The sequence below is a fragment of the Verrucomicrobiota bacterium JB022 genome (assembly GCA_030673845.1).
Classification (GTDB): domain Bacteria; phylum Verrucomicrobiota; class Verrucomicrobiia; order Opitutales; family Oceanipulchritudinaceae; genus WOUP01.
In genome coordinates, this window is record JAUTCQ010000012.1 from 301,979 (window position 1) to 328,296 (window position 26,318).

The following is a 26,318-nucleotide window of genomic DNA, read 5'->3' on the forward strand; positions in this document are numbered from 1 at the left end:
ACGGGGGCGGGCGTTTTCATGAGGTGACCATATGGAGTTGCCTGCCAGCCACTTTCCGCTAAGATGAATCCTACGATGATGACGTTTGACACTATCCTCGGCACGCTCAGTCGCCCTCTTGCCATCGAAGTCTGGGTGATTGCTGCCGCCGCATTGCTGAGCTGGGCCGTCGCCCGGCTACTGATTCGCAAGCGGCAGGAGGGGTTGAGCGAGCGGGCGGCCGAGCTGGTGGCGTCGTGGGGCGTGCCGCTGGTGGTGACCTTCGGCACGGCGGTGGCGGGCGCGTTTCTGGCGATTTTCGGCCATGCGAGCGACCTCGTGTGGCGTTTTTCCATTCTCGTGCTGCTTTGGGTGCTCGTGGGCTTGGTCGGCCGGCGCATTCCCGACCTGCACCTCTCGCGTGCCGCACGGCTGGTGGCCTACCTCATCACGGCGGAGCTGCTGTTGCCCCCCGTCAGCCTGATCAAGGACCAGCTGGAGGGGATGCACTTCGCGATGGGCACCCTCTACATCAATATGCTGGGCGTGCTCAACGGCATTGTGGTGCTCCTCGTGGCCCTGTGGGTCGGGTTCGGCCTGGGCAACCTGCTGGAAAAGCGTCTGGACACCTTCGATCTCAGTCCCTCCGTCAAGGTCCTGAGCGGCAAGCTGATCCGTATCGCGCTGATCGCCGTGGCCGCCCTGGCCGCGACCGATGCGATGGGCGTGGACGTGACGGTGCTGACCTTCCTCGGCGGTGGTCTCGGCTTGGGTCTCGGCCTCGGTTTGCAGAAGGTGGTCAGCAACCTCTTCAGCGGCTTCGTGCTGCTGGCGGACAAGTCGATCAAGCCGGGCGACGTGATCGAGATCGACGGCACCTACGGCTGGATCAACAACCTCAAGGGGCGCTACGTCTCGATCATCACACGCGACGGCAAGGAGCACCTGATCCCCAACGAAGACCTCATCACCCAGCGCGTGATCAACTGGTCTTACTCCGCCAGCGATGTGCGCGTGCGCCTGCCCCTGGGCGTCAGCTACAACAGCGATGTGCACCTGGTGCGTGATTTGGTGCTGCGCGCGGCCAAGGAAACCCCGCGCGTGTTGCAAGACCCGCCCCCGAATTGCCTGATGGTGGGCTATGGCGACAGCTCGGTCGACTTCGAGCTACGTTTCTGGATCAACGACCCCTCCAACGGCGTCAGCAACGTCAGAAGCCAGCTTTATTTCAAGATCTGGGACCTCTTCAAGGAACACGATATTGAGATCCCCTTCCCACAGCAGGACGTGCATTTCCGCTCCCCGGAAAGCATTCGCGTACGCCTCGTGGAAGACGATGCGAAGCCGCCGCGCGAGGAGGATTGACCGAGCGTGGAACAGGGGAGCGACTGGTTTACCTAATAGCGCACCTTACACAGCCCAACCTTCTCAGAAACGATCCGCTGTTTCTCATGGGCAGTAGCGGAAAAGGTGGTATGATGGCGGCAACCCTTGTCGGGCGGTATACAGACGCCTGCCCGACACAACCGTTACCCTCCCTACCCCTCATGAAGCTGCGTTTACCCTTTGCCGGGGCATTGCTGGCGCTCGCCTGCCTGTTGCCCGCTGCCCAAGCCCAGAAATTCGAAGGTCTCGCCCAGACCCCGCCGATGGGCTGGAACTCCTGGAATACCTTCGAGACCCATATCGACGAGGAGCTCGTCAAGGATGTCGCGCAGGCGATGATCGACAGCGGGATGCGCGATGCGGGTTACAACTACATCGTGCTCGACGACGGCTGGATGGCGATGGAGCGCGACGAAGAGGGAAACCTCGTCGCCGATCCCAACAAGTTCCCCAGCGGCATGAAGGCCTTGGGCGACTACCTGCACGAGCACGGCTTCAAATTTGGCCTCTACAACTGCGCCGGCAGCAAGACTTGCGCAGGCTACCCCGGCAGCCAGGGCCACGAGTTTCAGGATGCACGCAACTATGCCTCGTGGGGCGTCGATTACCTGAAATACGACTGGTGCTTCACCGAGGGGCGCGACGCGAAGGAGGCCTACACCACGATGAGCCGTGCGCTGAAAAAAGCGGGGCGGCCCGTGGTCTTCAGCCTCTGCGAATGGGGCCAGAACCAGCCGTGGAAGTGGGCCAAGGGCGTCGGCCACCTCTGGCGCACCTCCGGCGACATTATCGACTGCTACGACTGTGTCGAACGCTGGTCGCACGGCTGGAAAGTGATCCTCGACATACAGATGGACCGCGAGGAAGGCCATGAAGGCCTCGAAAAATACGCAGGCCCCGGCCATTGGAACGACCCCGATATGCTGGAGGTGGGCAACCCGGGCCTGACGGTTGCCGAATCGCGCGCGCACTTCAGCCTCTGGTGCATGATCGCCGCCCCGTTGATCGCGGGCAACGACGTGCGCAACATGTCGGAGCCGATCCGCCAGATCCTGACCAACCGCGAGGCCATTGCGATCGATCAGGACAAGGCGGGCAAGCAGGGCTGGCGCTTCTCCCAGGATGGCGAGCGCGAGATCTGGGTGCGCGAACTCTCGGAGGGCGACTGGGCCGTCTGCGTGCTCAACGCCAGCGACGACCGGCGCGCCACGGCCCTCGATTTCGAGCGCCTCTACTTCATCCCCGGCGATTATCAGGTGCGCGACATCTGGGCCGCCCAGGACCTCGGCCTGCGCAGCGAATTGAAGCGTATCGAGCGCACGCTTGAGCCGCACGACGTGATCTTTCTGCGCCTGAACAAGGTCGACTGACCCTACCCGCTTCGCCCATGACGCCATTTCCGAAAAACTTCTTCTGGGGCGCCGCTGCCGCCTCTTACCAGATCGAGGGCTGGGGCCGCGACAGCGGGATCGGTCGCTCGGTGTGGGACCAATTCTGCGACACGCCGGGCAAGGTCTTTGCCGGTAACGACGGCTCGGTCGCCTGCGACCACTACCACCGCTATGCGGACGACGTGCGCATGATGGCCGACCTCGGCCTGCAGGCCTACCGGCTCTCGATCTCGTGGCCGCGCGTGATCCCCCAAGGCACCGGGGCAGTCAACGCCAAGGGCCTCGACTTCTACGATCGGCTGGTCGATGCGCTGCTGGCGGCAAACATCCGCCCGTGGGTGACGCTCTTTCACTGGGATTACCCCCTTGCGCTCTACGACCGGGGGGGCTGGCTGAATGCGGACAGTCCGCAGTGGTTTGCCGACTACGCCCGCGTGGTGGTCGACCGCCTTTCGGACCGCGTGCAAAACTGGTTCACGCTCAACGAGCCGCAGTGCTCCGTGCTGCTGGGCCATCAGGATGGCGTGCACGCGCCCGGCCTGAAGCTGGGCCGCCGCGACATCCTGCGCATCAACCATCACCACATGGTCGCCCACGGTCTCGCGGTACAGGTGATCCGCAGCCACAGCCAGTCCCCCGCCCAGATCGGCGCGGCTCCGGTGGGCGTGATCAAGATCCCGCGCACGGAGAGCCCGGAAGACATCGCTGCCGCCCGCGCCGCCACCTTCGCCGTCAATCAGCAGGGCCTCTGGTGCACCACGCCCTATACCGACCCGATGGTGCTCGGCCAATACCCCGAAGAGCTGCACCCGGAGCTGCCGGAAGGCGCGCTCGACGATCTCGATACCATCCGCCAGCCGCTCGACTTCTTTGGCGCCAACATCTACCACGCCGACCTCGTGGAGGCGGACGGCCAAGGCGGTTGGCGCAATCTGGAATTCCCGGTGGGCCACCCCCGCACGCCGATGGACTGGAACGTCGTGCCCGAAGCGCTCTACTGGGGCCCGAAGTTCCTGCACGAGCGGTATAACCTTCCGGTCGTGATCACCGAAAATGGCATGGCCAACCCCGATTGGGTCGATTGCGACGGCCATGTGCGCGACGGTCAGCGGATCGACTTTGTGCGGCGCTACCTGCGCAACTACCGCCGCGCCATCGACGAAGGGGTGCCCGCGTTGGGCTATTTCTACTGGTCGATCATGGACAACTTCGAGTGGGCGTTTGGCTACAGCAAACGCTTCGGCCTCGTGCATGTGGACTACCAGACGCAACAGCGCACGCTCAAAGACTCCGCCCACTGGTATCGCGAACTGATTCGCCAGCATGGCGCCAACCTGTAAAAAAGGCGGTATGTTACCCACCCTGCGCTCACTCTTCATCACCGGGTTGCTGGCGGCCAGCGCGTACGCCGAAGTCCGCCTGCCCTCGATCTTTGGCGACCACATGGTCATCCAGCGCGACAGCGAGCTGGTCGTGTGGGGGCGCGCCAAGGCTCTCGAAAAAGTCACTGTCCGCCCGAGCTGGACGGACGAGATCTTTACCTACGATACGCCATCGAACGGCCAGTGGCGGGTGACGATCCCGACGCCGTCGGCGGGTGGCCCGCACCGGCTGGTGGTCGAGGGCTATAATCGGATTGAGCTCAACGACATTCTCGCCGGCGAAGTCTGGCTTGCGTCGGGGCAGTCCAACATGGAGTGGACGGCGATGAGCGGGATCGAGCAGCGCGACGAGGCCATCGCCACCGCCGATTATCCACAGATCCGCCTCTTCACCGCCCAGCAGGCGACGGCCGAGCATCGGCAATACGATGTGGATGGCGCGTGGCAGGTGACGACGCCCGACAGCATGCGCTATTTCAGCGCTGTAGCCTACTTCTTTGGTCGTGAGCTACATGAAGAGCTGCAGGTGCCGGTGGGCCTCATCTCCAGCAGCTGGGGCGGCACGCCGGCAGAGGTCTGGACGGTGCCCGAAAAGATCGAGAGCGATCCTGCCTTGTTGCAAGCCGCCGAAGCACTCGAGCCCGTGCCGTGGGGCCCGGTAGCCCGTGGCGTAGCCTATCACGCGATGATCGAGCCGCTGATCCCTTACCGTATCCGTGGCACGCTCTGGTATCAGGGCGAAGGCAATGTCGGCCACGCCGAGACCTACGACGAGCTGATGGAAGCACTGGTGGGGGGCTGGCGCGAGCAGTGGGGCTACGATTTCCCGTTCTTCTGGGCGCAGATCGCACCGTGGAAGGGTTACGGCGAATACCCCTCCGGCGCGGAACTGCGGGACGCACAGCGCCGGGCCTTGCGCATCCCGGAAAGCGGCATGGTCGTAACGCATGATATTGGCGACCTCGACGATATCCACCCGCGTAACAAGCACGACGTGGGGCATCGCTTTGCCCTGCTCGCGCTCGACCAGGTGTATGGCAAGGATGTCGTCTCGTCGGGCCCGCTTTACCGCCAGATGCGAGTGCGCAGAGACGCCATCGAGGTCGAATTCGACTATGCTGACGGCCTGGTGGAGACAGGTGCCCTGACGGATTTCCAGATCGCGGGAGAAGACCGTATCTTCCACCCGGCCAAGGCGACGATTACCGATCGCGATACCGTGCTGGTGTCTTCACCCGAAGTGCCTTCGCCCGTAGCGGTGCGCTTTGGCTGGAGCAATGCCACCAACCCCACCCTTTTCAATGCCGCCGGGCTCCCTGCCTCCACCTTCCGCACGGATGACTGGCCGCCGCCCGCCGCCGAATAATCTGCTACCGACATGCACAAAACCCTTTGCCTACCCATCCTGTTACTGGCCATGAACCACGTCACCGCCCATCCAGAACTCGTCGACCCCAAGGCCAATGCGCAGACCGTGGCGCTCTACGAGAACCTCCGGGCGGTGGCGGCTGATCATGTGTTGTTTGGCGCCCAGAATACCACCGCCTACGGGCATGGCTGGGTAGGCAAACCGGGCGACGGCCAGTCCGACGTCAAGGCAGTGACGGGCTCCTTCCCTGCCGTCTATGGCTGGGATCTGCAGGATCTCACACAAGCCTCTCACGTCGAGGAGCAAAGCTACAACCTCTCGCAGACCAACTTAGTGGCGTGGTGCAAGGAAGCTTACGAACGCGGCGGCGTGATCACCTTTGCCTGGCACATGGAAAACCCCGTGACTGGCGGCAGCTTCTATGACTTGACGCCTGCCGCCGCCACGATGTTGCCCGGTGGAGACAACCACCAGAGCTACCTCCAGACGCTGGACCGCGTGGCAGACTTCTTCAAGGAACTGGCGCCCGTGCCCGTGATCTTCCGCCCTTTCCACGAACACAACGGAGACTGGTTCTGGTGGGGCAAGGGCTTTGTGACGGAGGAGGAATACATGCAGCTGTGGCGCATGACGGTCCACTACCTGCGCGATGAAAAGGGCGTGCACAACCTGCTCTATGCGTTCTCGCCCGACCGCAGCCGCATGGACCTGAGCGAGGGAGAAGAAGCCTACTTTTACGCCTACCCGGGAGACGCTTACGTCGACATCCTGGGGATCGACAACTACTGGGATGTCGGCCACTCCGCCAACGAGGCCTCGCCCAAGCAAAACCATGCCGATTTTGTGCGCAGCCTGGAGATGGTGGTGCAGTTGGCCACCGCGCGCGACAAGATCCCTGCCTTGACGGAAACGGGTATGGATACGCTGCCCAACCCGCAGTGGTATACGGAGGTGTTGCTGGCCGGCCTGAATGCCAACGCCACGACCCGCCGCATTGCCTACGCGCAAGTGTGGCGCAATGCCAACAAGGAGCTGGAGGGCCGCGATCACTTTTACGTGCCCTACCCCGGCCACCCCGCCGCAGAAGACTTTGTGAAGTTCAAGCAGAGCGGGCTGATCCTGTTCGAGGACGAACTGCCCGACCTCTACCGCGAAACCAAGGCTGGCAAAGAAGCAAAGGAGTAGCGACTACGCCCCGCTCTCGGCTTCCTGATCGAGTTCGAGGGCCAGCGCCAGCCCTGTGCGCAGGGCTTCTACGCGCTCGGCGGGCGTAAACGCACCGGGCGCCTCCAGCGTGTAGGAGACCGTCGGTGCACGTTTGACCAGCCAGATGGCTTCGGGCCAGCCCTGCGGCTCGTCCGGCTCCGGCTCATGCAGGATCAGGCCCGGCGCGGCCAGGAGATGGTCGTCCACCGGGCCAGTAGTCTGCAAGCGGATGTGGCGGCCCAATCGCTCGGCTAGCGTTTGGGCAAAGCATGTATTGGAGCTGGTGTTGAGCGCGTAGAGGTAGAGCCCTTGCGCTTCCCAGTCTTCATGCAGCGAGAGGTGGAAAACGCAGGAGGCGGACTGCCGTTGCCACCACGCCACGAGCGCCTTGGCCTCGGCGCTGCGTTGCTGCAAAAAATCGCGATTAAGATCAATCCCGGCGTGATTCTCGCGGGTGCCGGCCACCAGCCCCGTGGGGTTCAGGGCGGGAGCAATGACCCACGAGCGGTGGGTCGGCAGCTCGTGTCGGCGCAGGTAGTCCAGCAAGGCCAACGGCCCTGCCGGCTCGTCGCCATGGATCCCGGCCGAAATAAAGCCGCGACAGCCGTCGACCACCTCGCCCGGGGTCTGCCAGATACGGATCGGCCCGACTGCCGTCTCCACCACCGTCTCACCCACGAGGCCCCGCTGCGCTGCGGTCGCCTCGAAGTCGGCCAGATATTGGGGATAGTCGAACGGTTTCATGGCATTACCCCCCTGCAAGGGAGTCTGCCTAACTTCATTTCACGCTCGGCGGCGATCCGCAAGCGAAAGAGCCCCGCCTGCATCCAGACCTCTAGCTTCAATGGACGGTATTCAAGGTCTTCCCAAACGATCGGGGTGCGCTTCTCTGCGCAACTCCCGATCAGGATTTTTGAACGAAGGCACGCTTGAGGTCACGAGAGCTAGCGAAGGAACCAAAGTAAACGTGCAAACTTAGCTCAGAGGTTGTGACGGTAGCGTAACGCCAGGCCGGTTAAGCTAATCTGTTCAACAATACTATGAGTGCCAAATTTGAACGTTATAAAATCAAACAGTTTGCGCCAGCACCGCTGTAAATTCCTTCCAGAATGCTTCAGACAACCGAAAACCTGAAGATTTGCCCCCGCAGAAACAGCGAGAAGTAAAAACAAAAAATGCTCGCAAACCCGCAGCGGCAGCGAAATCGCACCGGCCTCCCCGTTACGACCGACCCGGCGAATCAGCCAATATAACCAAATCTAATTCGCATCATCAGCATATCAACGCCGCCTAATTGACTCTTCTTGCATCAGTTTCCTTTTCGCCAAAAAGTTACGATAAAGGCGTTGTGCCGAGAGGGAGGATGAGCCTTATCCTCGGTCCTGAATCCGTGACCTTCGTTTGATTTCTCTCACATGAATAAGTTCCTTGCCTCTCTCTCGATCCTGGGTGTCGCTGCGGCTAGCCAAGCCTATGCGCTCTGGGGCGTTAGTGCCGACAATTCGCTGATCAAGTTCGATGCCAGCAATCCGAGCGTGATCCAGAGCCGCACGGCCATTACCGGGCTGAACGATCCGTTCGCGTCGATCCTCGACTTCGACTACAACCCCAACGACGGCTATTTCTACGGCGTCGACACCGGCGCGAACGTTTACCGCATCCGCTCCAACGGCGTTGCGACCCAGATCGGCAGCTTTGGCCCCAGCGGCTACGACGCCGATATGGCCTACGATCCGTTCTTTGGCAACTTCCGCTGGGTCAGCGATTTCGCCGAGAATGCGATGCTCGAGCTCGATGGCTCCTTCAGCTTTGGCGGCGACTTCTTTTACAGCGTCGACGACGTGAACTTCGGCAATACGCCTTCGCTGACCGGCATCGGGATCGACCCCGACTTCGGCGAAATGTACATGATCGATCCCGAGCTCGACGTGCTGGTGCAGACCTTCGACCCCGATGGCGGCGAACTCTTCACCATCGGCAGTCTCGGCCTCGACATCACCGGCTTCTCCTCGTTGGTGATCGACGACAATGGCAACCTGTTTGCCGCCCTGTCCGTCGACGGCTTCACCTCCGGCCTCTACTCGATCGATCTGATGACCGGCGCCGCCACCTGGATCGGCGAATTCGGCGAAGGCATCAACGCCATCGCCGTGCCGGAGCCCCGCGTCTACGCCGCCCTCGCCGGGCTGCTCGCGCTGGGCCTCGCCGTAATCCGCCGCCGCCGCTAAGGCCGCGCATTTTCTCCTGATTGTCTTCGTTACTTAGGTCTCTCATGAAGTATACCCTCCTCCTCCTTGGCGCGACGACCTTGTCCGCGTCTCTCTTCGGCGGTTACAAGACCACCGAGCCCTCCTACCTGAACGCCGTCGCTGGTGCCGACTTCACTTTCGAAGCGTTGTTGACCACCGGTGACCGGATCCCGATGACGGGTGGCACGCCGAGCGAAGAATACACGATGGTCGGCATTCCCGACGCGATGGGCATCTATCGCGACCCGGTCACCGCCGAGCCGATCCTGTTCCTTGCTCACGAGCTGCCCAGTGGCCGCACTTCCCAGCCGATCGTCGGCGGCGACACCTACATTGGTTCCCTCGTCTCCCGCTTTGTGCTCGACTCGACCGATGGCTCCCTCGTGAGTGGCGGCCTCGCTCACCAGGCCCTCTACCTCGAGAACGCCTTCTACAGCCCCGAGCCTCCCAAGCAAGGCGACTCCACGTCCTTTACCCGTTTTTGCTCCGGCTCGTTCGCGGGCCCGATGCACGGGATGGATCGCCCGATCTTCCTCACCAACGAGGAAAGCAGCGGCGGCACCTTCGACGCAGCCGGCTCCCAAGCCGTGGCCATCTTCGACGGCGAGATGCACACCCTGCCGGCTCTTGGCCGTGTAGTGCGTGAAACGACCATCGTTCAGCCCCGCCGCGACCGCTACTCCGTAGTGATCTCGTCCGAAGACGGTGGCTTTCCTTCCTACGTTTACATGTATGTGGGCACCAAGCAGCGCTCGGGCGATGCGCTGACCAAGAATGGCTTCACCGGTGGCAAGATCTACGTGCTCGGCGGTAATGGTGCCGACGCTGGCAAGAATGCCTCCACCTTCACCGAAGGCTCGATCAATGCCCGTTGGATCGAAGTGCCCAACGCCGCCAACCTGACCGACGCCGAGCTGAAGCTGGCTGCCGACGCGGCGGGTGGTTTCGGCTTTGTGCGCGTGGAAGATATGGAATTCGACCCGCAAGACCCGACCCGTCGCCTCTTCGTCGCCACCACGGGTGGTTACGGCCCAAACAGGCTCGGTCGTCTCTACGAAGTGAGCATCAACCCGCGCCAGCCTTGGGCCACGGGGTCGATGGACGTGATCTACAACTCCGACCTCGTCGTGACCCCTGGCGGCACGATGCAGAACGCCTTCTCCGGCCCCTTCTACTCCGCCAATGGCGGGACGGAAGTGCAGCCCGAGTATGTGGGTGGCGATATCAATTCCGGCATCAACTACCCGGTGAGCATCGACAATATCGCGGTGAACGATAACTACATCGTGATCTGCGAAGACACGAACAGCCCGGCCAATGCCGTCTACGCCCAATACAGCCGCAACGGCGGCGTGTGGACGCTCGATCGCAACAATGGCTACGCCGCCAAGTTCCAGTCGCAGTTCAACCTGGATTACGCCGAAGCTCGCGACAATGTGAGCCTCAGCGCCGGCCAGTGGGAAGCCTCCGGTGTGATCGACGCCAGCGCCATCTTCGGCCCGGACACCTTCGTGATCAACGTCCAGGCCCACGGCACCGACCGCACAAACGCTCCCGACGGCATGGGCGGCTACCTTACCAAGCAGCAAGCGGACGCCCGCTTTGCCGAAGACGGCCAGCTGCTGATCATGCGCGCGAACTAAGCTTCGTCGCCTTCTAACGTTTCCCGCCATCCGACTGGTCCTATCCCGGTCGGATGTGCCTGTCTCCCGAGTTCGCTTCGCATCCTGACCTGACTTCTTCCCATGCCTTCAACTGCCACCACCGCCAAAGCTCCGGCCTGGGGCTGGATCCTGACCAGTCTGAGCGCCTTGGAAGCGGTCGTCTTTGCCCTGCTGGCCCACTTCCAGCAATTGCCTTTCGCCTATCCCGTAGCGGCCCTAGCCACCTGGGTGGCAGCCCTGCAGCTAAACCTGCTCCTGCCACCGGCCACCCCTGCCGTTGCCGCCCGGCCCAAGGGGTTCTGGGCGCGCCTGCTGCATCGCCTGCGTCAGATCCTCCCTGACACCATGCGCGCTTTTCGCCGCTGCCTGGTCGCGACCGGCGCGCTGGCGGCTTTGGCGCTCATGCTGCCTTTCCTCCTGCAGATCCGCGCGGGGCTGCACGCCTCGGAGACGCTGGAGCAGATGAATTTCCCTGCGGTGGTGCTGCTCGTGGCGGCCTTCCTCGGCTACTTCGGGCGTCTCTATGCCCAGCTCTCCGAGCCCGATGCCGACCGCGTCGCGCAGCTGCGCCTCGATGTATTGGGCGGGGTCCACCAGCTCGCCGCAGCCGTGTTTGGCCTGCTGGCGGTGGTCCTGTTTGTGGAGCTGTATGCCGGGTTGCTGATCCACCCCTGGGTAGCTCTGGTCTTGTGCCTGCTGCTTGGCTTCTGGATCATCGAAACACTGCTGCGCTGGGCCCTGCGCTTTTACCAGCCGCGCCGCATCTGGCTGCAGGCGCCTCCACTGGGCACCACCCAGCCCATGCGCCTGCTGATACCCCGCAGCCACCCGCTGTGGCAACGCGTGGACGTGGGCGATGCAGAAGCACTCTTCAAGCTGTCGGAGATGTGGTTTTTGCCCAGCATCCTGCGTGCACTGCCCGCCCTCGCGGCTACGGTCGCCGTCCTGAGCTGGGTGGCATCGTCTTTCCATAGCGTGCCACTGGGCCACCAAGGGCTGCACCAGCACCTTGGCCGGACGCAAGACCAACTGCTGCAACCGGGCCTGCACGTCACCCTCCCCTTCCCGTTTGGCCGGGTCGAGACCATTCCCGCCGACGAGTTGCGCATGGTCGTGCTCGGGCTACAGGCCGACACCGGCGAGCCGATCCTCTGGAATCGCGACCATTATGTGGGCGAGGTCAACCAACTCGTGGGGGTGGGCGAAGAGCTGCTGACGATCAGCGTGCCGATCTACTACCACATCAAAGACCCGCGCAGCTACTTCCTGAATACGACCAACCCGGAAGTCACCGTCTCGCAAGCCGGTTATCAGGCGCTTTTGCACCACACGTTGCACGAATCGGCCTTCGGCATCATGACAACCGAGCGCGAGGACCTGCAGCAGGCGTTGCATGAAGCGATCCAGGCCGAGCTCGACTCCAAGCAGTCGGGCATCTCGATCGACCTCGTGTGCCTGCGCGACATCCACCCGCCGGTCGAAGTCGGCCCGAGCTACCAGGAAGTCGTGAGCGCAGAGGAAGACCGCGAGGCATATATCCACGATGGTCAGGCCTACCAGAGCCAGAACCTCCCGCGCGCCCAGTCTCAGCAGTTCAAGCTGATGGCGCAGGCCGATGCCAAGCATGCCGAGCGCGTCTCCCAGGCGAACGGCGAGGCCAACAGCTTCCTGAGCGTAGAGGCCAGTTATCAGGATGCGCCGGAAGTCTTTCGCGTGCGCAAGACCTATGAGGCCTTCGACGAGAGCCTCAGCGGCGTCAAAAAGCTGGTGGTCGACGAGAGCTTCCAGGGCTCCATCCCCGCCTACATCGACGTGCGCAAGACGCTCAACCCCGATTTGATCAACGAAAGCATCCCGGCCGTGCAGACGCTCATCCCTGCCCTGCAGGCCAAGCCTACCGAATTTGACCGCGCCGTCGATGGCTACCTGCGGGCCGGCACGGGTGCCATCCCGGCCGTCAACCCGCGCCAGGCCGACGCAGACTACCTTCTGGAGGAATAACCCATGAGCTCCGAAAGCAACGAAACACCTTCGCGCCAATGGCTCGGTCGCCTCGCCCTCTTTGGGCTGGGGGCTGTCGTCGTCACCCTCACCTCAGCCAGCTTTATGCTGCGCGACAACGAGCGGGGCGTCGTGCTGCGCTTCGGCAAGCCGGTGCGCGAAGTCGACCAGGCGGGCTGGTATGCCAAGCTGCCCTGGCCGATGGAACAGGTCGAGCGTATCGACAGTCGCCTCCAATACGGCGAGATCCGCCTTTCCGAGACGCTGACACGCGACAAGCGCAACATCATCGTGCCGATGTACTACGCCTGGCGCGTGGAAGACCCGCTGCAATTTCTCCGCAGCGTCGGCACGCTGGAGTCGGGCAACGAAAAGCTGGACGCAATCATCTCCAGCGCCCGCAATTCCGCGCTGGGCCGTACCGATTACGCCTCCCTCGTATCGGTAGAAGAGAGCCGCGAGACGATGGCGGCGCTCGAAGGGCAAATCCTTGCCCAGGCCAGCGCCGACGCCCGCGAATACCTCGGCATCGGCCTGAGCAGCGTGGGCGTATTGCAGCTCAACCTGCCGGAGAACAACACCGAGTCGGTCTTCCGCCGGATGCGGGCCGAACGCAAGCGCGAGGCCTCCCAATACCGCGCCGAGGGCAAGAGCGAAGCCGAACGCCTGCGCGCCGATACCGACAAGCAAACGGCTATCCTCCTCGCCGAGGCCAAACGCTACGCCGAGGAAAAACACGGTGAGGCCGAGGCCACGGCCGCACGCATCTACGCCAGCGCCCACAGTCAGGATCTTGAGTTTTACCTCTTCATGCGTCAGCTCCAGAGCCTGCGCTCGGTCGTCGACCAGAATACGACCCTTTTGCTCGATACCAGCACCCCGCCCTTCAGCCTGATCAAGCCAAGCGGGGAGATGGAGGCCCAGATGATCCGCACCCAGCAGGTGCCGACCCGCAAGGGCCTGCCCGCCGCCGCCGCGATCGGCCTCGACCCGGAGGACACTCCCGATGCGCCGTAAGCAACGCCAGAATCAGGACGGGCTGATGGTTGCTGCCCTCCTCCTCACGCTCAAGAACCTCAAGCCTGCCGCCTTGTGGGTGTTCCTGCTGCTGCTGGGGCTCTATACCGCCTCCGGCGTGCGCACGGTGGGGCCGAGCGAGACAGGCCTGTTGCTGCGCTTCGGCAAGCTGCAGCCCAAGACCTACGAGGCGGGCCTCGTCTTTGGCCTGCCCGAGCCTTTTGACGAACTGGTATTGGTCCAGACCGGAGCCGAGCACAGCCTGACGCTCGAAGCCTGGGCCTCCGGCGGCAAGAAGATCGGCGACCCCGACCGCGAATACCAGTATACCCTGGAGGAGGTGAGCAACTGGATGGCCGAAAACGGCGGCAACATGCCCCCCACCCGGAAGGTGACAGTCGACGGTGCCACGATGCTCAACCCAATCGTCGACGGCTATACGCTGACGGGCGACCGCAATATCCTGCAGGCCCGCTTTACCTTGCGCTATCGCATTCACGATCCGGTGGCATATTTCCGCCTCGGCGAGCGCCGCGACGAGCTGATTGGCGGCCTGCTCTACCAGAGCGCCACTCACACGCTGGCCGAAATGCGGATCGACGATTGCCTGACGGAGAAGCGCGACCAGTTGATCGAGCGGGTCGAAAGCGGTGCGCAGGCCAAGGCCGATGCGCTGAGCCTCGGCATCACGTTGACCGCTTGCGAGCTGCAGGAGCTTTCCCCTCCGCGCCAAGTGCTGGCGGCCTTCGAAGACGTGATCAACGCCCAGATGTTTGCCAAGACGCTGCTGGAAAATGCCCGCGAATACCAGGCCAACAGCCTGACGCAGGCTGCCGGACAGTCCGAAGCCATCCGCCGCCGCGCCGAAGCCTACGCCCAAAACCTCGTCGCCAAAAGCGAGGGCGAGGCTGAAGCCTTCCGTTCCTTTTACGCCGAATACCAGGAGCACCCGCACGCCGTGCTCTCGCGCGTCTACCTCGACTCGCTCGACTACGTGATGCAGCAGGCCCAGTCCTCCGCCCTTTTTGGCTCCGACCACGCCCAGCCGACGCTCTTCATCGAGCCGTCGCCCAAATACTCGCGCTAGCCATGTCTTCCGAAAAAGTTTCCATCCCCGAAGAGATGCAAGGCCGCCTGCGGCTCGTCTTCATCTCCAGCGCCTTCCTCATCGCGGGCCTCTTGCTGCCCTTGTTACGGCCCGACCAGGCCCTGCTGGGCAGCATGCTGGCGCTGATCGGTGCCGTTGTCATCGCCGCACCGATCCTGATCGACGTGATCGGCTCGATGCGCACCTCGGGCTTTGCCGCCACCCAGTTTTATATGGACCAATATGTGGTCCTCGCCCTCGCCGCCACCCTCGCCACCGGCAAATACGTGACCGGCGGGATCGTCGCGATCATCCTCGTGCTCGGCCAGATGCTGGAAGAGCGCACCGTGCTGGGGGTCGAAAGTGCCCTTGCCCGCCTGCGCAAGCTCTCGGAAGTCCGGGCGCGCCGCCTGCGCGACGACGGCACCGAGGAGGAGGTCGACGCCGCCGAGCTGAAGGTGGGCGAGCGCGTCCGCATCCGCCCTGGCGATTTTGTCCCGACCGACGCCTTGGTGATCAGCGGCCACTCACAGCTCGACCAGGCCAACATCACCGGCGAGTCCTTGCCGGTCGACGCCGGTGAAGGTGCGGAGATCTTTGCCGGCACGACCAACCTCACCGGCCTACTCGAAGCCCGCGTGGTGAAGGAAGCCGGTGACACCGTCGTGGCCAAGGTGCAGCAGATTATCGAAGAGGCCAAGGAGTCCGAGGCCCCGATCATCCGCATGGCGGAAGACTACGCGCGCTATTATACGCCGTTGATTATCCTGATCGCGGCTTGCGTCTTCTTCTTTACCCGCGATGTCGACCGCGCGATTGCGGTGCTGATCGTGTCGATCCCCTGCGCCTTCGTACTCGCCAGCCCGTCCGCCATGGTCGGGGCGATCTCCAGCGCTTCGCGCCTGGGCATGCTGATCAAGAGCACGCGCAACCTCGAGCTGGGCCGCCAGATCGACACGGTGGTCTTTGACAAAACGGGCACGCTGACCCAAGGCGTGCTGCGGGTGGAAGAGATCCGCACGCATGGCGGCTGGACCGAAGAGGCCGCCCTGGCGCTTGCTTCCGCCCTGGAGCAGCACTCGAACCACCCGGTGGCCAAGGCAATTCGGGAGGCCGCGCGCCACCTGTCGCTGCCCGAAGTGCAAGACTTGAGCGAAGCCCCAGGGCGCGGCGTAACGGCAACCGTGGGCGAGCAGCGCGTGCTGGTGGGCCGAAAGCTGTGGCTGGAGGAGCAAGGCGTGACCGTCGAGGGGCTGCCGACCGACCAGCCGCTGAGCTTGATTCACCTCGCGGTGGACGGCCAGCAGATCGCGACTTTTGGGCTGGCCGACCAACTGCGCCCGGAAACGGCGGAGGCGCTGGAGCGTCTGCGCTACATCGGGATCGAGCGTTTTGTGATGCTGACGGGCGACCGCCAGCCGGTGGCGGAGGCGATTGCGGCGCGCGTAGGCATTGCGGAGTTTCGCGCCGAGTGCCTGCCGGAAGACAAGCAGATCGAGATCACCAAGCTGAAGGAAAGCGGCTGCAAGGTGATGGTGGTCGGCGACGGTCTCAATGATGCCCCGGCGCTTGCTTCGGGCGACCTGGGCGTGGCGATGGGCGCCCTCGGCAACGATGTGGCCGTCAACACCGCCGATGTGGCCCTGATGACAAACGACCTGCGCCGCCTGGCCGACCTGCTGGAGCTGTCGCACCGCACGGTGGGCATTATCAACCAGAACCTGCTTTGCGGCTTTGGGCTGATCGTGGTCGCCATCGTGCTGTCGACCGCAGGCTTTGTCAGCCCGATCCTGGCCGCATTTTTCCACGAGTTCAGCGCATTTTTTGTCATCTTCAACAGTGCTCGCCTGATGCGTTTCGATGGGCTGGAAGAGGAGTTGGCAGAATCGAACAGAATAGAACCGGAAGCGAACCCCGGCACAGTTCCGGCTCTGGTTTGAAGCCATGGGGTGGCGCACGCTCAGTCTCGGCTCGGGGTGGTTGGTGGCAGCCGGCTTGCTGGCGTGGATGAGCCTTCGCCCCACGGATGAGCCCGCCCGCTCCCCTGCCCCGGCAATGCGCGAGCTGGCCGCGCCCGACCAGACGGCCAAGCTGATCGAGCTGCATGAATCGGTCTTTGCACTGACAAACGATTTGCGGCGTGCCCAGAGCCGAATTGGCGAGTTGGAGGCCGCCTTGAGTGCGCGACCGACCGAAACGGCTCTGGTCGAGCAACCCCCGGTCTTCCATGCACCCGGGGGTCGGGACCCCAACGAGGCCAACCTCGTGGCGCAACTCGGCTTTGCCGACCGTGAAGCACTTAACCGCACGCTGAAGCATTGGGTGATTCAGGACCCGCCGGCCGCCACCGCCTGGCTGAACGAAAACGCTTCCAGCCCAGTGTTTGACGACAGCATCCATCTGGTAGCGCAGTATCTGGTCGCGCAGCAGCGCTATGAGATGGCCTACGAGTGGGCGGCTTCGATCCACGACCTCGCTCGTCGCCAGCAGGCGGTGACGGAGGTGTATGCCGATGCGTATCGCAGCGGCTCGATGGACGAGCAGACGCTAGAGAACTCCGGCCTGCCCGAGGCCGTCGTCGCCAGCATCGAGCGGGGCGACTTCTTTGACTGAGGCACAAAAAAGGCCCCGGCAGGTGTTGCCGGAGCCTGGGTAAAGCCTGTTGCAGAGTCGATTAGCTGATGGTGTCGACGTTGTTGCCGAGGTTCAGGTAGTCGATGTATTCCTGCGGGTTGGTGCCGTTGAGGTATTCCTCGATGTTGGTGTAGCCATCGCCGTCGGCATCTTCAGCGGCATCGGCGGGGTTGTGCGGGTCGAGGCCGTAGCGGATTTCCCACTCGTCGGGCATGCCGTCGTTGTCGGAGTCGACCGGCACTTCGTCGGGCGAGAAAGTGTAGTTCGGGTAGCCGCCCACTTCCTTCGGGTCGTCGATAATACCGTCACCGGAAACCACCTTGCCCGTGCGGACCGACTCGATCACGCGCTGGTCCACCGAGTCGCGGCGGGGCAGCGTGGCACCGACCTTTGCGAGGACGGATTTGTAGGCCTCGTGGGCGGTCTCCTGCTTGACCGGCCAGCCTTCGAAGGGCGTGTAGACGCGGGCGAACTGCTTGAGCTTTGCCTCGCTGTCGAACATTTCCATCTCGTCGAGATCTTCGACCTGGACGCCCTTCCAGTTGTCCTTGGTCACTGCGGGGTGGCCTTCCATCACGTTACCGGCGATGTACCACTTGCCGGGGCGGGCGGGAGCCTTCGGATACCAGTCGCCGGCACGCCACTCGCTGCCGGGCGAATACATGTTGCGGACGTTGGGGGTCAGGCGCACCAAGACATCCTTCATGTCCTTGCTCGCGGCCGGGCCGGGCTTGTAGTAGTTGTTGATGACGTTGATCAGCGAGGTTTCGTCGCCGCCATCCATCGTCCGGTGGCCCCAGTTGAACACCACGTTGTTGCGGTAGTCGAACTCGCCGGACATCCCGATGGAGGGGTTGCGGGCGGTGTTGCTGGCAAAGAGGTTGTGGTGGAAGGTGGAGTCCTTGCCGCCCCAGGTGCCGCCGAACGCGTGGTTCTTGGCGTTGAGGGCTTCGCTGGAAATGGACCACTGGATGGTCAGGTTTTCGACCGGGTACTTACGGTCGCCACCCTTTTCCTGAGGCTCCATGCGGCGGTAGAGCGAGAGGTTTTCGTCCATGCCCCAGCTGGAGGAGCAGTGGTCGATGATGATCTGGCCGATGGGGTTGCCGCCAATGTTATCCGAACCTTGTCCGCCTTCGGGACGTCCGCGGCGGGAGCGGAGGTGTCGAACGATGACATTGCTCGTGTTGATATTGAGCGAATTGTAGGCGAGGCAAATGCCGTCGCCCGGGGCCGATTGGCCAGCGATCGTGATATCGGGGTGGTTGATGTCGATATCCGACTCAAGCTCGATGATGCCGGCGACGCGGAAGACCACGATGCGGGGGCCTTCGGCTTCGGCTGCCTCACGGAAGCTGCCGGGGCCGCTGTCGTTGAGGTTGGTGACGATCATCACCTTGCCGCCACGACCGCCCGTGGCCTGCATGCCGCCACCCCAGGCACCGGGGAAGGCCGGGATCTTGAGATCCATGCGGATCGGGTGCGGCGGGATCTGGCCGGGCTCGGGCACGGTCTTTTCCTGCGCGAAGGCAGCGCTGCTGCCCAGAAGCGTAAGGGCGGCAAAAAACGAGGGGAGGGTTACTTTCATATGATCAGTTCGGGGATTGCGGATATCTTCGCAGAATGGGACAACATCTATGAAAACCGCAAAAACCGGCATCCGTTGCAATTCAACCATAATAACTTACACCACGATCATCTGATGAACGTTCAACGGCAGACCCAGCCAGTTTCACCTCGGTTTTCATGAGGTTGGCCTTGAACAAACCGGCTGCGACAGCCCGCGTCAATCCTTTGGCGGCAATTCCCCCAGGCGCTTGCGGAAGGTGTTGCGCGTGATGCCGAGGATCTGCGCCGCGCGGGTGCGGTTGTCGCCCAGCCGCTCCAGCAGGCGTGGAAACAGCACTTCGTCGAGCTGCAGGAGCAGGCGCTCGCGCAGGGCAGTTTCGCGTTCCAGATCGGCCCCCGATAGTTGGGCGTCCACCCACCGCGCGAGGGCTTCGGCGGGATTGAGCGGGGCAACCGGATGCACCGGCTCGGGCACCAGCGCAACGGGGGCCACGCTGGCGGGGTTTTCGGAGGCTGCCGCCACGTTCTCGCGGGTAATGCAGAGGTTGCGGGCGCGCATCAGGGCCTTGCGCAGAGTGTTCTGCAGCTCACGCACGTTGCCCGGCCAGGGTTGTTGGGCGATGTAGTCGATGGCTTCCTGCGCGATGGTCGCTTTCTCCATGCCCAGCTCGCGCGCGTAGTGCTGGAGGAAGTAGTGCGTAAGCAAGGGGATGTCTTCCGGACGCTCGCGCAGGGGCGGCAGGCGCACCTCAGCAGCGGCAAGGCGGTGGTAGAGGTCTTCGCGGAAAGCCTGCCGCGCGATCATCTCGTGGAGGTTGCGGTGGGTCGCCGCCAGCACGCGCACGTTTACCTGAATGTCTTGCGTGCCGCCGACGCGCTGGATCACGCCGCTTTGCAGCACGCGCAAGAGCTTGGCCTGCAGGGCGAGCGGCATGTCGCCAATTTCATCGAGAAAGAGCGTGCCTTGGTCGGTAGCTTCAAAGAGGCCCTTGCGGGTGGCATGGGCGCCCGTAAACGCGCCTTTTTCGTGGCCGAACAACTCGCTTTCGAGCAGGTTTTCGGGGATGGCCGAGCAGTTGATGGCCTTGAAGGGCTGGCCTTGGCGCGGGCTGTTGCGGTGGATGGCGGAGGCGACAAGGTCTTTGCCCGTGCCGGTTTCGCCCTGGATCAACACCGGGGCCGTAAACTGGGCCACGCGCCCGATCTCCTTGTAAACGCCGATCATGGCACGCGAACGACCGACGATCAGCGGGGCGGCTTCGGCCGCGGCCTCGATCGATACGGCATCGACCGAGCGGCGCTTCTGCGCAATGGCCTGCCCGAGGACTTTGAGGAAGGTCTCCCGCTCGACCGGCTTTTCGAGGTAGTCGTAGGCGCCGTGCTTCATCGCCTCGATGGCCGTCTGCACGCTGCCGTGGCCGGTGATGAGGATCACAGGGATGGCGGCGAATTCCTTTTGCAGGATACGCAGGAGCGTCAGGCCGTCGAGGTCGGGCAACTGGTAGTCGCTGATGATGCAGTCGTACATCCCGGCTTCGAGGCGCAGGTGTTCGAGCGCCGGGCGGGCCGTGGCAAAGACGCGGCTGGACCAGCCCTCCCCCGCCAGCATGCGCTGGTAAGCGGCGGAGAACTCTTCGCGGTCTTCGATGATCAGCACGCGATCGGACATGCGCTCATTCGATGCTCAATTACAGAACCTGCAACCTCAAAAGCGGTCAATTTTTGACCGGGCATGCGATCAGCCGTTGATCAAAAACAGTTTACACAAGCGTAACCTGTGCTCCAAAGCGGTGATGGCGAAGGCTTTGACCGCGTAACCTGAACGTGACGGCACGGCGGATGCCAAGAAGGAGGGCAACTTGTGACTGAGCCTACCCAACTGCATTGCTGAAAACCACTTCCCATGATTCGTAAAACCCTCCTCTCGCTGAGTTCGCTGGCGCTGATGCTGGCCTCCGGCTCCTCTCTCTGGGCCGATGGCACCGTAACCGGGATCGTACGCGACGCGCAGACCGGCCTGAGCCTCGAAGGCGTCCAGGTGTCCGCCAACGGCGCCACCACCACGACCGACCGCAGCGGCCGCTACTACCTCCAGCTCCCCGCCGGCACGCAAACGCTGCGCTTCGACTACCTGGGCTCCGAGACCAAGAGCCAGGTAGTGGACGTGGCCGACGCCCGCACCGCACAGGCCGACATGAGCCTAGGGCTCGAAATTTTTGAAATGGATGCGTTTGTGGTCCAGGGTCGCGCCCTCGGCACCGCCCGTGCGCTCAACCAGCAGCGCGTGTCCGACAACCTGCGCAACGTGGTCTCGGCCGACGCCATCGGCAAGTTCCCCGACGAAAACGCCGCCGAGGCCCTTTCCCGCCTCCCGGGCGTCTCCATCGAGCGCGACCAGGGCGAAGGCCGCTTCGTGATCATCCGCGGGATCGACCCGGAGCTCAACAGCGTGTCGATCGACGGCGTGGCCCTCGCCACTCCTGGCGCGGACGAGCGCAAGACGTTGCTCGACACCATCCCGACCGAGACTCTCGCCTCCCTCGAAGTGACCAAGGCCGTGCTGCCCGACCAGCCGGGCGACTCCATCGGCGGCCACATCAACCTCGTGACGCCCAGCGCGTTCGACCGCGACGAGCGCTTCATCACGGCCTCCGGCGCCGCCCTCTACTCGGACTTGACGGACGAGTTTGGCTACAAGTTCAGCGCCTTCTATTCCGACTTCCTCGATGCCGACCGCAAGTGGGGCATCGCCCTCTCCGCCGTCGCCTCCGAGCGCAAGTTTGGCTCCGACAACATGGAGTCCGAGCCTTGGGAGCTGGTGGAGGGCGACGATGGCCAGGAATACTGGGCCATGACCGACGCGATGGAGATCCGCGAGTACAACCTGAGTCGCGAGCGCCACGGCCTGAGCTTCAACCTCGATTACCGCCCCACCGACACGGCCCAATACTACCTGCGCGGCAGCCTGAGCGAGTATACCGACCAGGAAATCCGCCACGCCGGAGTGCTGAGCTTTGGCGAAGAGTGGGAAGATGAAAACGAGGACGAAGGCGACATCACCGAGTTCACCGGGCTGGGCGACAACGGCTACACCGCCGAAAATGTGGGCCTGGCCCGCGAGATCAAGGACCGCGAAGAAACGATGTCGATCTACGCCATCTCCGCCGGCGGCCTCAACCGGATCGACAGCCTCACGCTCGATTACAAGGCTGGCTTCTCCTTCGCCAAGGAAGAGACGCCTTACGATTTCGAGGCCAAGTTCGAACTGCTCGAAGACGCCAACCACACCGACCCGAGCGACGGCGACTTCGAGGTCTACCGCATCAATCCCGACTTCGCCTTCAGCAATACGCGCGGCGATACGCTGGGCATCAACTTTGCCGGCCCAGGCTCGGACATCGACCCCTACGACGCCAACAGCTACGAATTCGATGAAGTCGAGGCTGCCCGTCAGGACGTGGAGGAAAAGCATTACACGGCCGAATTCAACGCCCGCTACGACTTTGAAGACAGCTTCCAGAGCTACGCCAAGGTGGGCGGCATGGTCCGCGCCAAAAACAAGACGAGCGACGTCAGCGTCCGCGTCTCCGACGACAACCCGGGCGACCTCGACGAGCTGGCCGGCTTTGTCGAGAGCGACGTCCGCGATGCCTACCGCACCCGCCTTCCGCTCGTGACGGAGAGCATCCGCGATTACTTCCGCGCCAATGAGGGCGCGTTCGCGATGGAAGACGACCTCGAAGGCAACGTGGTCGAAGACTTCGATGCAGACGAATACGTGTGGGCCACCTACGCGATGGGCGGCATGACCTTCGGCCAACTGAACGTGATCGCCGGTGCCCGCCTCGAGCATACCGACTTCCAAACCAAGGGCTTCCGCTATGATGGCGACAGCGAGATGGTGACCGAAACGGAGTTCGAGAGCGACTACACGAACTTCCTGCCCGGCGTGCACTTCCGCTACGAGATCACGCCCGACTTCATCGCCCGCGCCTCGTGGACGAATGCCTTCGCCCGCCCCACCTTCGCCCAGCTCTCACCGGGTATCGTCGTCGATGGCGACGAGATCGAACAGGGCAACCCGGAGCTGGATCCCTATGAATCCATGAACTGGGATGCCTCGCTCGAATACTACTTCCAGAACCTGGGGGTGGTCTCCATGGCGGTGTTCCACAAGAAGGTCGACAACTTTATCTACGGCTACGAATTCACCGACGACGCCACGGGCAACGACATCAGCACCTACCGCAACGGCGAATCGGGCGACATTACCGGCGTGGAGCTGGGCTACCAACAGCGCCTGACCTTCTTGCCGGTCGAGGGCTTCACCTTCCTCGCCAACGCCACGTGGTCGGAGAGCGAGGCCGAAGTGCTCGAACGCGGCGACATGCCCTTCGTCAAGCAGTCCGACCTGGTGGGCAACGTCGCCCTCTCCTACGACTACGGCAACTTCTTTGTCCGCGTCTCCGGCACTTACCGCGATGGCTACCTGGACGAGCTGGGCGAAGAGGCCTTGGCCGACCGCTACATCGACAGCCACTTCCAGGTCGACATCAGCGCGTCTTACACCTTCGCCCACAACTGGACGGTTTTTGCCGACCTGATCAACGTGACCAACGAGCCGCTGCGCGCTTATTGGGGCGAATCGGGTCGCCTCGCGCAGTTCGAGGAATACGGCTGGTCGGCTGTGCTCGGCCTGAAGTGGAGCCTGTAATACCGAGCCCTTTGCTCTGAACGAAACTCGGGCGGGCGCGGTCCCAATCCTGCGCCCGCCCGTCTCTTATCCGCCGCCGCCACCCTGCCGCCGGCGCATCCGTGAACTATCCCATCTGCCCAACATGAAGACGACTTTCCCGCCCCTGTGCGGCACGCTTGGAGCGCTGCTGCTGGGCCTCACCGCCTGCCAGAACACCCCTGCCCTCTCCTCTTCCCGCAACGACTCCGGCCTGCGCCTCAACGAGGTCAAAGCCGGCATCCCGGACGACGTCCACGCCCTGCAATTCATCGAGCTAGTAGGGCCCGCAGGGCAGCCGATCCAGAATACCTGGCTGCTCGTGATCGACGGCGATGACGCCGACAACCCGGGCACGGTAGATATCGCGGTAAATCTCGACGGCCAACGCCTGGGCGCCAACGGCCTGTTGCTGGTCCGCGGACCCGGCCAGTACGCCGATGCCGCCCGCGAGACGGCTGTGCTGGAGCTGCCGGAGATCCGCTCCTACAGCGACGACTCCCACCCCGACGGATTGATTGAACACGACGCCGTGACCTTCCTGCTCGTGCAGGGTACGCAGCTCTCCTTCCGCGCAGGCGATGACCTGGACCCGAACAACGCGGGTGAGCTGGCCTTGCCAACCGGCACCCAGATCGTCGACAGCGTGGGCTGGCTCGACAATGGCGCGGGCGTAGGCTACACCCCGGCGCTGCTCAACCAGTCCGCCGGTGGTCCCGATGCCGCCAGCCGTCTGCGCGACCACCACGAGGCCAACGCCGCCTCCGCCTGGGCCAATGGTGGCCTCCAGGAGACCAGCCCCGAAAGCAATCGCTACAACCCCAATGCGGCCAGCGTCAACCTGCCCCCCAATGCGAAGGTGACGCCCGGCCATCCCAACTTTGCCTACGCGCCGTTTGCGCTGCTCAACGAAGTGGCAGCGCCCAACACGTCCAGTGGCGGCTTCGTGGAAGTTCTCGGCCACCCCCACCAGTCGCTGGACCACGTGTATCTCGTCGGCGTGGCGGGCCATGAAGTCGTGCTCGTCATGAGCCTCGACGGCCAGGCCACCAACCTCGACGGTATCTTCTACGGCCCCGCCCAGGCTCAAAGCGACGCACTACAGCAAGTTTTCGCCGCCGATGTGGCCAGCCTGCATCTCGTCTACAGCCCAAAGGTGGACCTGAGCCGCCAGAACCTCGAACTGCGCGACAACCTGCTGCGCGTGCCCGCAGGCGTGCAGGAGATGGACCGCCTTGCGTGGACGAGCAACCCGCGCTTCATTACCGTGCAGGAAGACGAACGCGTGTGGGTCGACTACCCGGTGCAAGCCGTGACCCGCTATCGCGACAACCGCCTGACCGGCCCTGATTCTTGGACCTACGGCAGCCTCGACGGCGATGCCTATGCCGCTTCGGCCTCGAAGAACGTGCCGGCGAAGGGCCACCTAACTCCTGGGCGAATCAACGTCTCGGAGCTGGCGGCGGCACTCGTGATGCCGACCGTCGAGACCGCGCGCACCACCTTCACCCCGCCGGATGCGGACGACCCGGCCTTCTGGCACCACCCCACCGACCCCAGCCGCAGCCTCGTGCTCGCCACCCAGAAAGAGGCCGGCTACTCGATCTATGACGCGCAGGGCCGCACCCTGAAAGACGCGCAGCCGGGCGACATCCGTTTCAACAACGTGGATGTGGTCTATGGCTTCCCGCTGGGCGGTGAAAAGGTCGACCTGGCGGTGTTTACCGACCGCTTCAGCGACCAGTTGGGCCTCTATCGCATCCAGCCCGACGCGCCGTACTTGATCGACGTGACGGATTACGCCTCGCCCAAGCTCTTCGACGGCGAGCCGGGCGAAGACACCGCCTATGGCAGCGCTGCCTATGTCAGCCCCGTCGACGGCAGCTATTACGCCTTTGCCACCCAAAACGGCACCAACCGCGTGGCGCAAGTCCGCCTTGTGGCCAAGGGCGCCAAGGTGGGCTGGGAACCGGTGCGCGAAATCGTGCTCGCCGGCGGCGAAGAAGACGAGCACGCCGAAGGCATGGTAGTCGACCAGGAGCGCGGCATCCTCTACGTTTGTCAGGAGCCGACCGCAGTCTACCATGTCGATGCCGAGCCGACCGAAGCCGTCACCACGCTGACGGCAGACGATTTCCTCGCGGCGGCGGGCGACGACAACCTGCGCGAAGACATCGAGGGCGTCACGATCTACTACCTGCCCGACGGCCGGGGCTACATCCTCGTATCGAGCCAGGGCAGCAACACCTTTGCGGTCTACGACCGCGCCAATCACGCCTTTGTCGGGTCGTTTGCGGTGGTGGCCAATGGCGAGGGGATCGACGGCAGCCAGGACTGCGACGGCCTCGACGTGACCAACATGCCGCTGGGGCCGCTCTTCCCCCAAGGGGTGCTGATCGTACACGACGGGCAAGACCGTGGAGACGGGCCCGGCGACTACGCCACAAATTTCAAGTGGGTACCTTGGGAACGGGTAGCCGAAGCGTTGGGACTTGAGGTCGATACAAGCTATAACCCGCGCGCCCCCCAAGGCCGCCGGTAAGAGAGTTGAGAGAGCCCGCACCCCTCCAGGTGCGGGTTTTTCGTCGACAACGTCACCGAAACGTCACGCCCCGGCCCCGCCCGTTATGGTAAAATCGACCGTTCAGCCCT

At 63.4% G+C, this 26,318-nt stretch carries 17 protein-coding genes; 14 read left to right on the forward strand and 3 right to left on the reverse strand.

Annotation, left to right across the window (positions count from 1 at the left end; all coding sequences use genetic code 11):
- Positions 1-75: 75 nt before the first annotated feature.
- The 5 genes from Q7P63_08200 to Q7P63_08220 all read left to right on the forward strand — a co-directional run bounded on the left by Q7P63_08200 (position 76) and on the right by Q7P63_08220 (position 6,692).
- Positions 76-1,344 (forward strand): mechanosensitive ion channel, encoded by a 1,269-nt coding sequence (locus Q7P63_08200; GenBank protein ID MDP0500069.1) that lies wholly within the window; start codon positions 76-78, stop codon positions 1,342-1,344.
- 182 nt (positions 1,345-1,526) lie between these two features.
- On the forward strand, positions 1,527-2,735 hold the full coding sequence (locus Q7P63_08205; protein MDP0500070.1) for a glycoside hydrolase family 27 protein: 1,209 nt from the start codon (positions 1,527-1,529) through the stop codon (positions 2,733-2,735).
- 17 nt (positions 2,736-2,752) lie between these two features.
- Positions 2,753-4,096 carry a GH1 family beta-glucosidase gene (locus Q7P63_08210; protein MDP0500071.1) on the forward strand — a complete coding sequence of 448 codons (1,344 nt, stop codon included), beginning with the start codon at positions 2,753-2,755 and terminating at the stop codon, positions 4,094-4,096.
- A 10-nt stretch (positions 4,097-4,106) separates the two neighbouring features.
- Positions 4,107-5,504 carry a sialate O-acetylesterase gene (locus Q7P63_08215; GenBank protein MDP0500072.1) on the forward strand — a complete coding sequence of 466 codons (1,398 nt, stop codon included), beginning with the start codon at positions 4,107-4,109 and terminating at the stop codon, positions 5,502-5,504.
- 12 nt (positions 5,505-5,516) lie between these two features.
- Positions 5,517-6,692 (forward strand): glycosyl hydrolase, encoded by a 1,176-nt coding sequence (locus Q7P63_08220; GenBank protein ID MDP0500073.1) that lies wholly within the window; start codon positions 5,517-5,519, stop codon positions 6,690-6,692.
- Between the two features lie 3 nt (positions 6,693-6,695).
- On the opposite strand, the gene Q7P63_08225 is transcribed toward Q7P63_08220, so the two are convergent.
- The gene (locus tag Q7P63_08225; GenBank protein MDP0500074.1) at positions 6,696-7,457 is read right to left on the reverse strand and encodes a succinylglutamate desuccinylase/aspartoacylase family protein; all 762 of its coding nucleotides are present in this window, start codon (positions 7,455-7,457) and stop codon (positions 6,696-6,698) included.
- Between the two features lie 671 nt (positions 7,458-8,128).
- Between Q7P63_08225 and Q7P63_08230 the strand changes: the two genes are divergently transcribed.
- The 7 genes from Q7P63_08230 (at position 8,129) to Q7P63_08260 (ending at position 17,344) form a co-directional block, all read left to right on the forward strand.
- On the forward strand, positions 8,129-8,941 hold the full coding sequence (locus Q7P63_08230) for a DUF4394 domain-containing protein (protein MDP0500075.1): 813 nt from the start codon (positions 8,129-8,131) through the stop codon (positions 8,939-8,941).
- Between the two features lie 44 nt (positions 8,942-8,985).
- Positions 8,986-10,605, forward strand: a complete 1,620-nt coding sequence (locus tag Q7P63_08235; GenBank protein ID MDP0500076.1) for a hypothetical protein — start codon at positions 8,986-8,988, stop codon at positions 10,603-10,605.
- A 102-nt stretch (positions 10,606-10,707) separates the two neighbouring features.
- The gene (locus Q7P63_08240; protein ID MDP0500077.1) at positions 10,708-12,627 is read left to right on the forward strand and encodes a protease modulator HflK; all 1,920 of its coding nucleotides are present in this window, start codon (positions 10,708-10,710) and stop codon (positions 12,625-12,627) included.
- 3 nt (positions 12,628-12,630) lie between these two features.
- Positions 12,631-13,644, forward strand: a complete 1,014-nt coding sequence (locus tag Q7P63_08245; GenBank protein MDP0500078.1) for a protease modulator HflC — start codon at positions 12,631-12,633, stop codon at positions 13,642-13,644.
- Positions 13,634-14,731, forward strand: a complete 1,098-nt coding sequence (locus tag Q7P63_08250) for a protease modulator HflK (protein ID MDP0500079.1) — start codon at positions 13,634-13,636, stop codon at positions 14,729-14,731. Before Q7P63_08245 ends, Q7P63_08250 begins: the two co-directional genes overlap by 11 nt.
- A 2-nt stretch (positions 14,732-14,733) precedes the next feature.
- Entirely contained in the window at positions 14,734-16,671 is a 1,938-nt protein-coding gene (locus Q7P63_08255) for a cation-translocating P-type ATPase (GenBank protein MDP0500080.1), read from the forward strand.
- A gap of 4 nt (positions 16,672-16,675) precedes the next feature.
- On the forward strand, positions 16,676-17,344 hold the full coding sequence (locus Q7P63_08260; GenBank protein MDP0500081.1) for a hypothetical protein: 669 nt from the start codon (positions 16,676-16,678) through the stop codon (positions 17,342-17,344).
- A 61-nt stretch (positions 17,345-17,405) separates the two neighbouring features.
- Here the strand turns inward: Q7P63_08260 and Q7P63_08265 are convergent, their stop codons facing one another.
- Both Q7P63_08265 and Q7P63_08270 read right to left on the reverse strand, forming a co-directional pair.
- Positions 17,406-18,953 (reverse strand): polysaccharide lyase, encoded by a 1,548-nt coding sequence (locus Q7P63_08265; GenBank protein ID MDP0500082.1) that lies wholly within the window; start codon positions 18,951-18,953, stop codon positions 17,406-17,408.
- 198 nt (positions 18,954-19,151) lie between these two features.
- Entirely contained in the window at positions 19,152-20,603 is a 1,452-nt protein-coding gene (locus Q7P63_08270) for a sigma-54 dependent transcriptional regulator (GenBank protein ID MDP0500083.1), read from the reverse strand.
- A 234-nt stretch (positions 20,604-20,837) separates the two neighbouring features.
- On the opposite strand from Q7P63_08270, the gene Q7P63_08275 reads away from it, so the two are divergent.
- Together Q7P63_08275 and Q7P63_08280 are read left to right on the forward strand one after the other, a co-directional pair.
- On the forward strand, positions 20,838-23,648 hold the full coding sequence (locus tag Q7P63_08275) for a TonB-dependent receptor (GenBank protein MDP0500084.1): 2,811 nt from the start codon (positions 20,838-20,840) through the stop codon (positions 23,646-23,648).
- 124 nt (positions 23,649-23,772) lie between these two features.
- Positions 23,773-26,208: a phytase gene (locus Q7P63_08280; GenBank protein ID MDP0500085.1), complete on the forward strand. Its 2,436-nt coding sequence runs from the start codon at positions 23,773-23,775 to the stop codon at positions 26,206-26,208.
- Positions 26,209-26,318 lie beyond the last annotated feature (110 nt).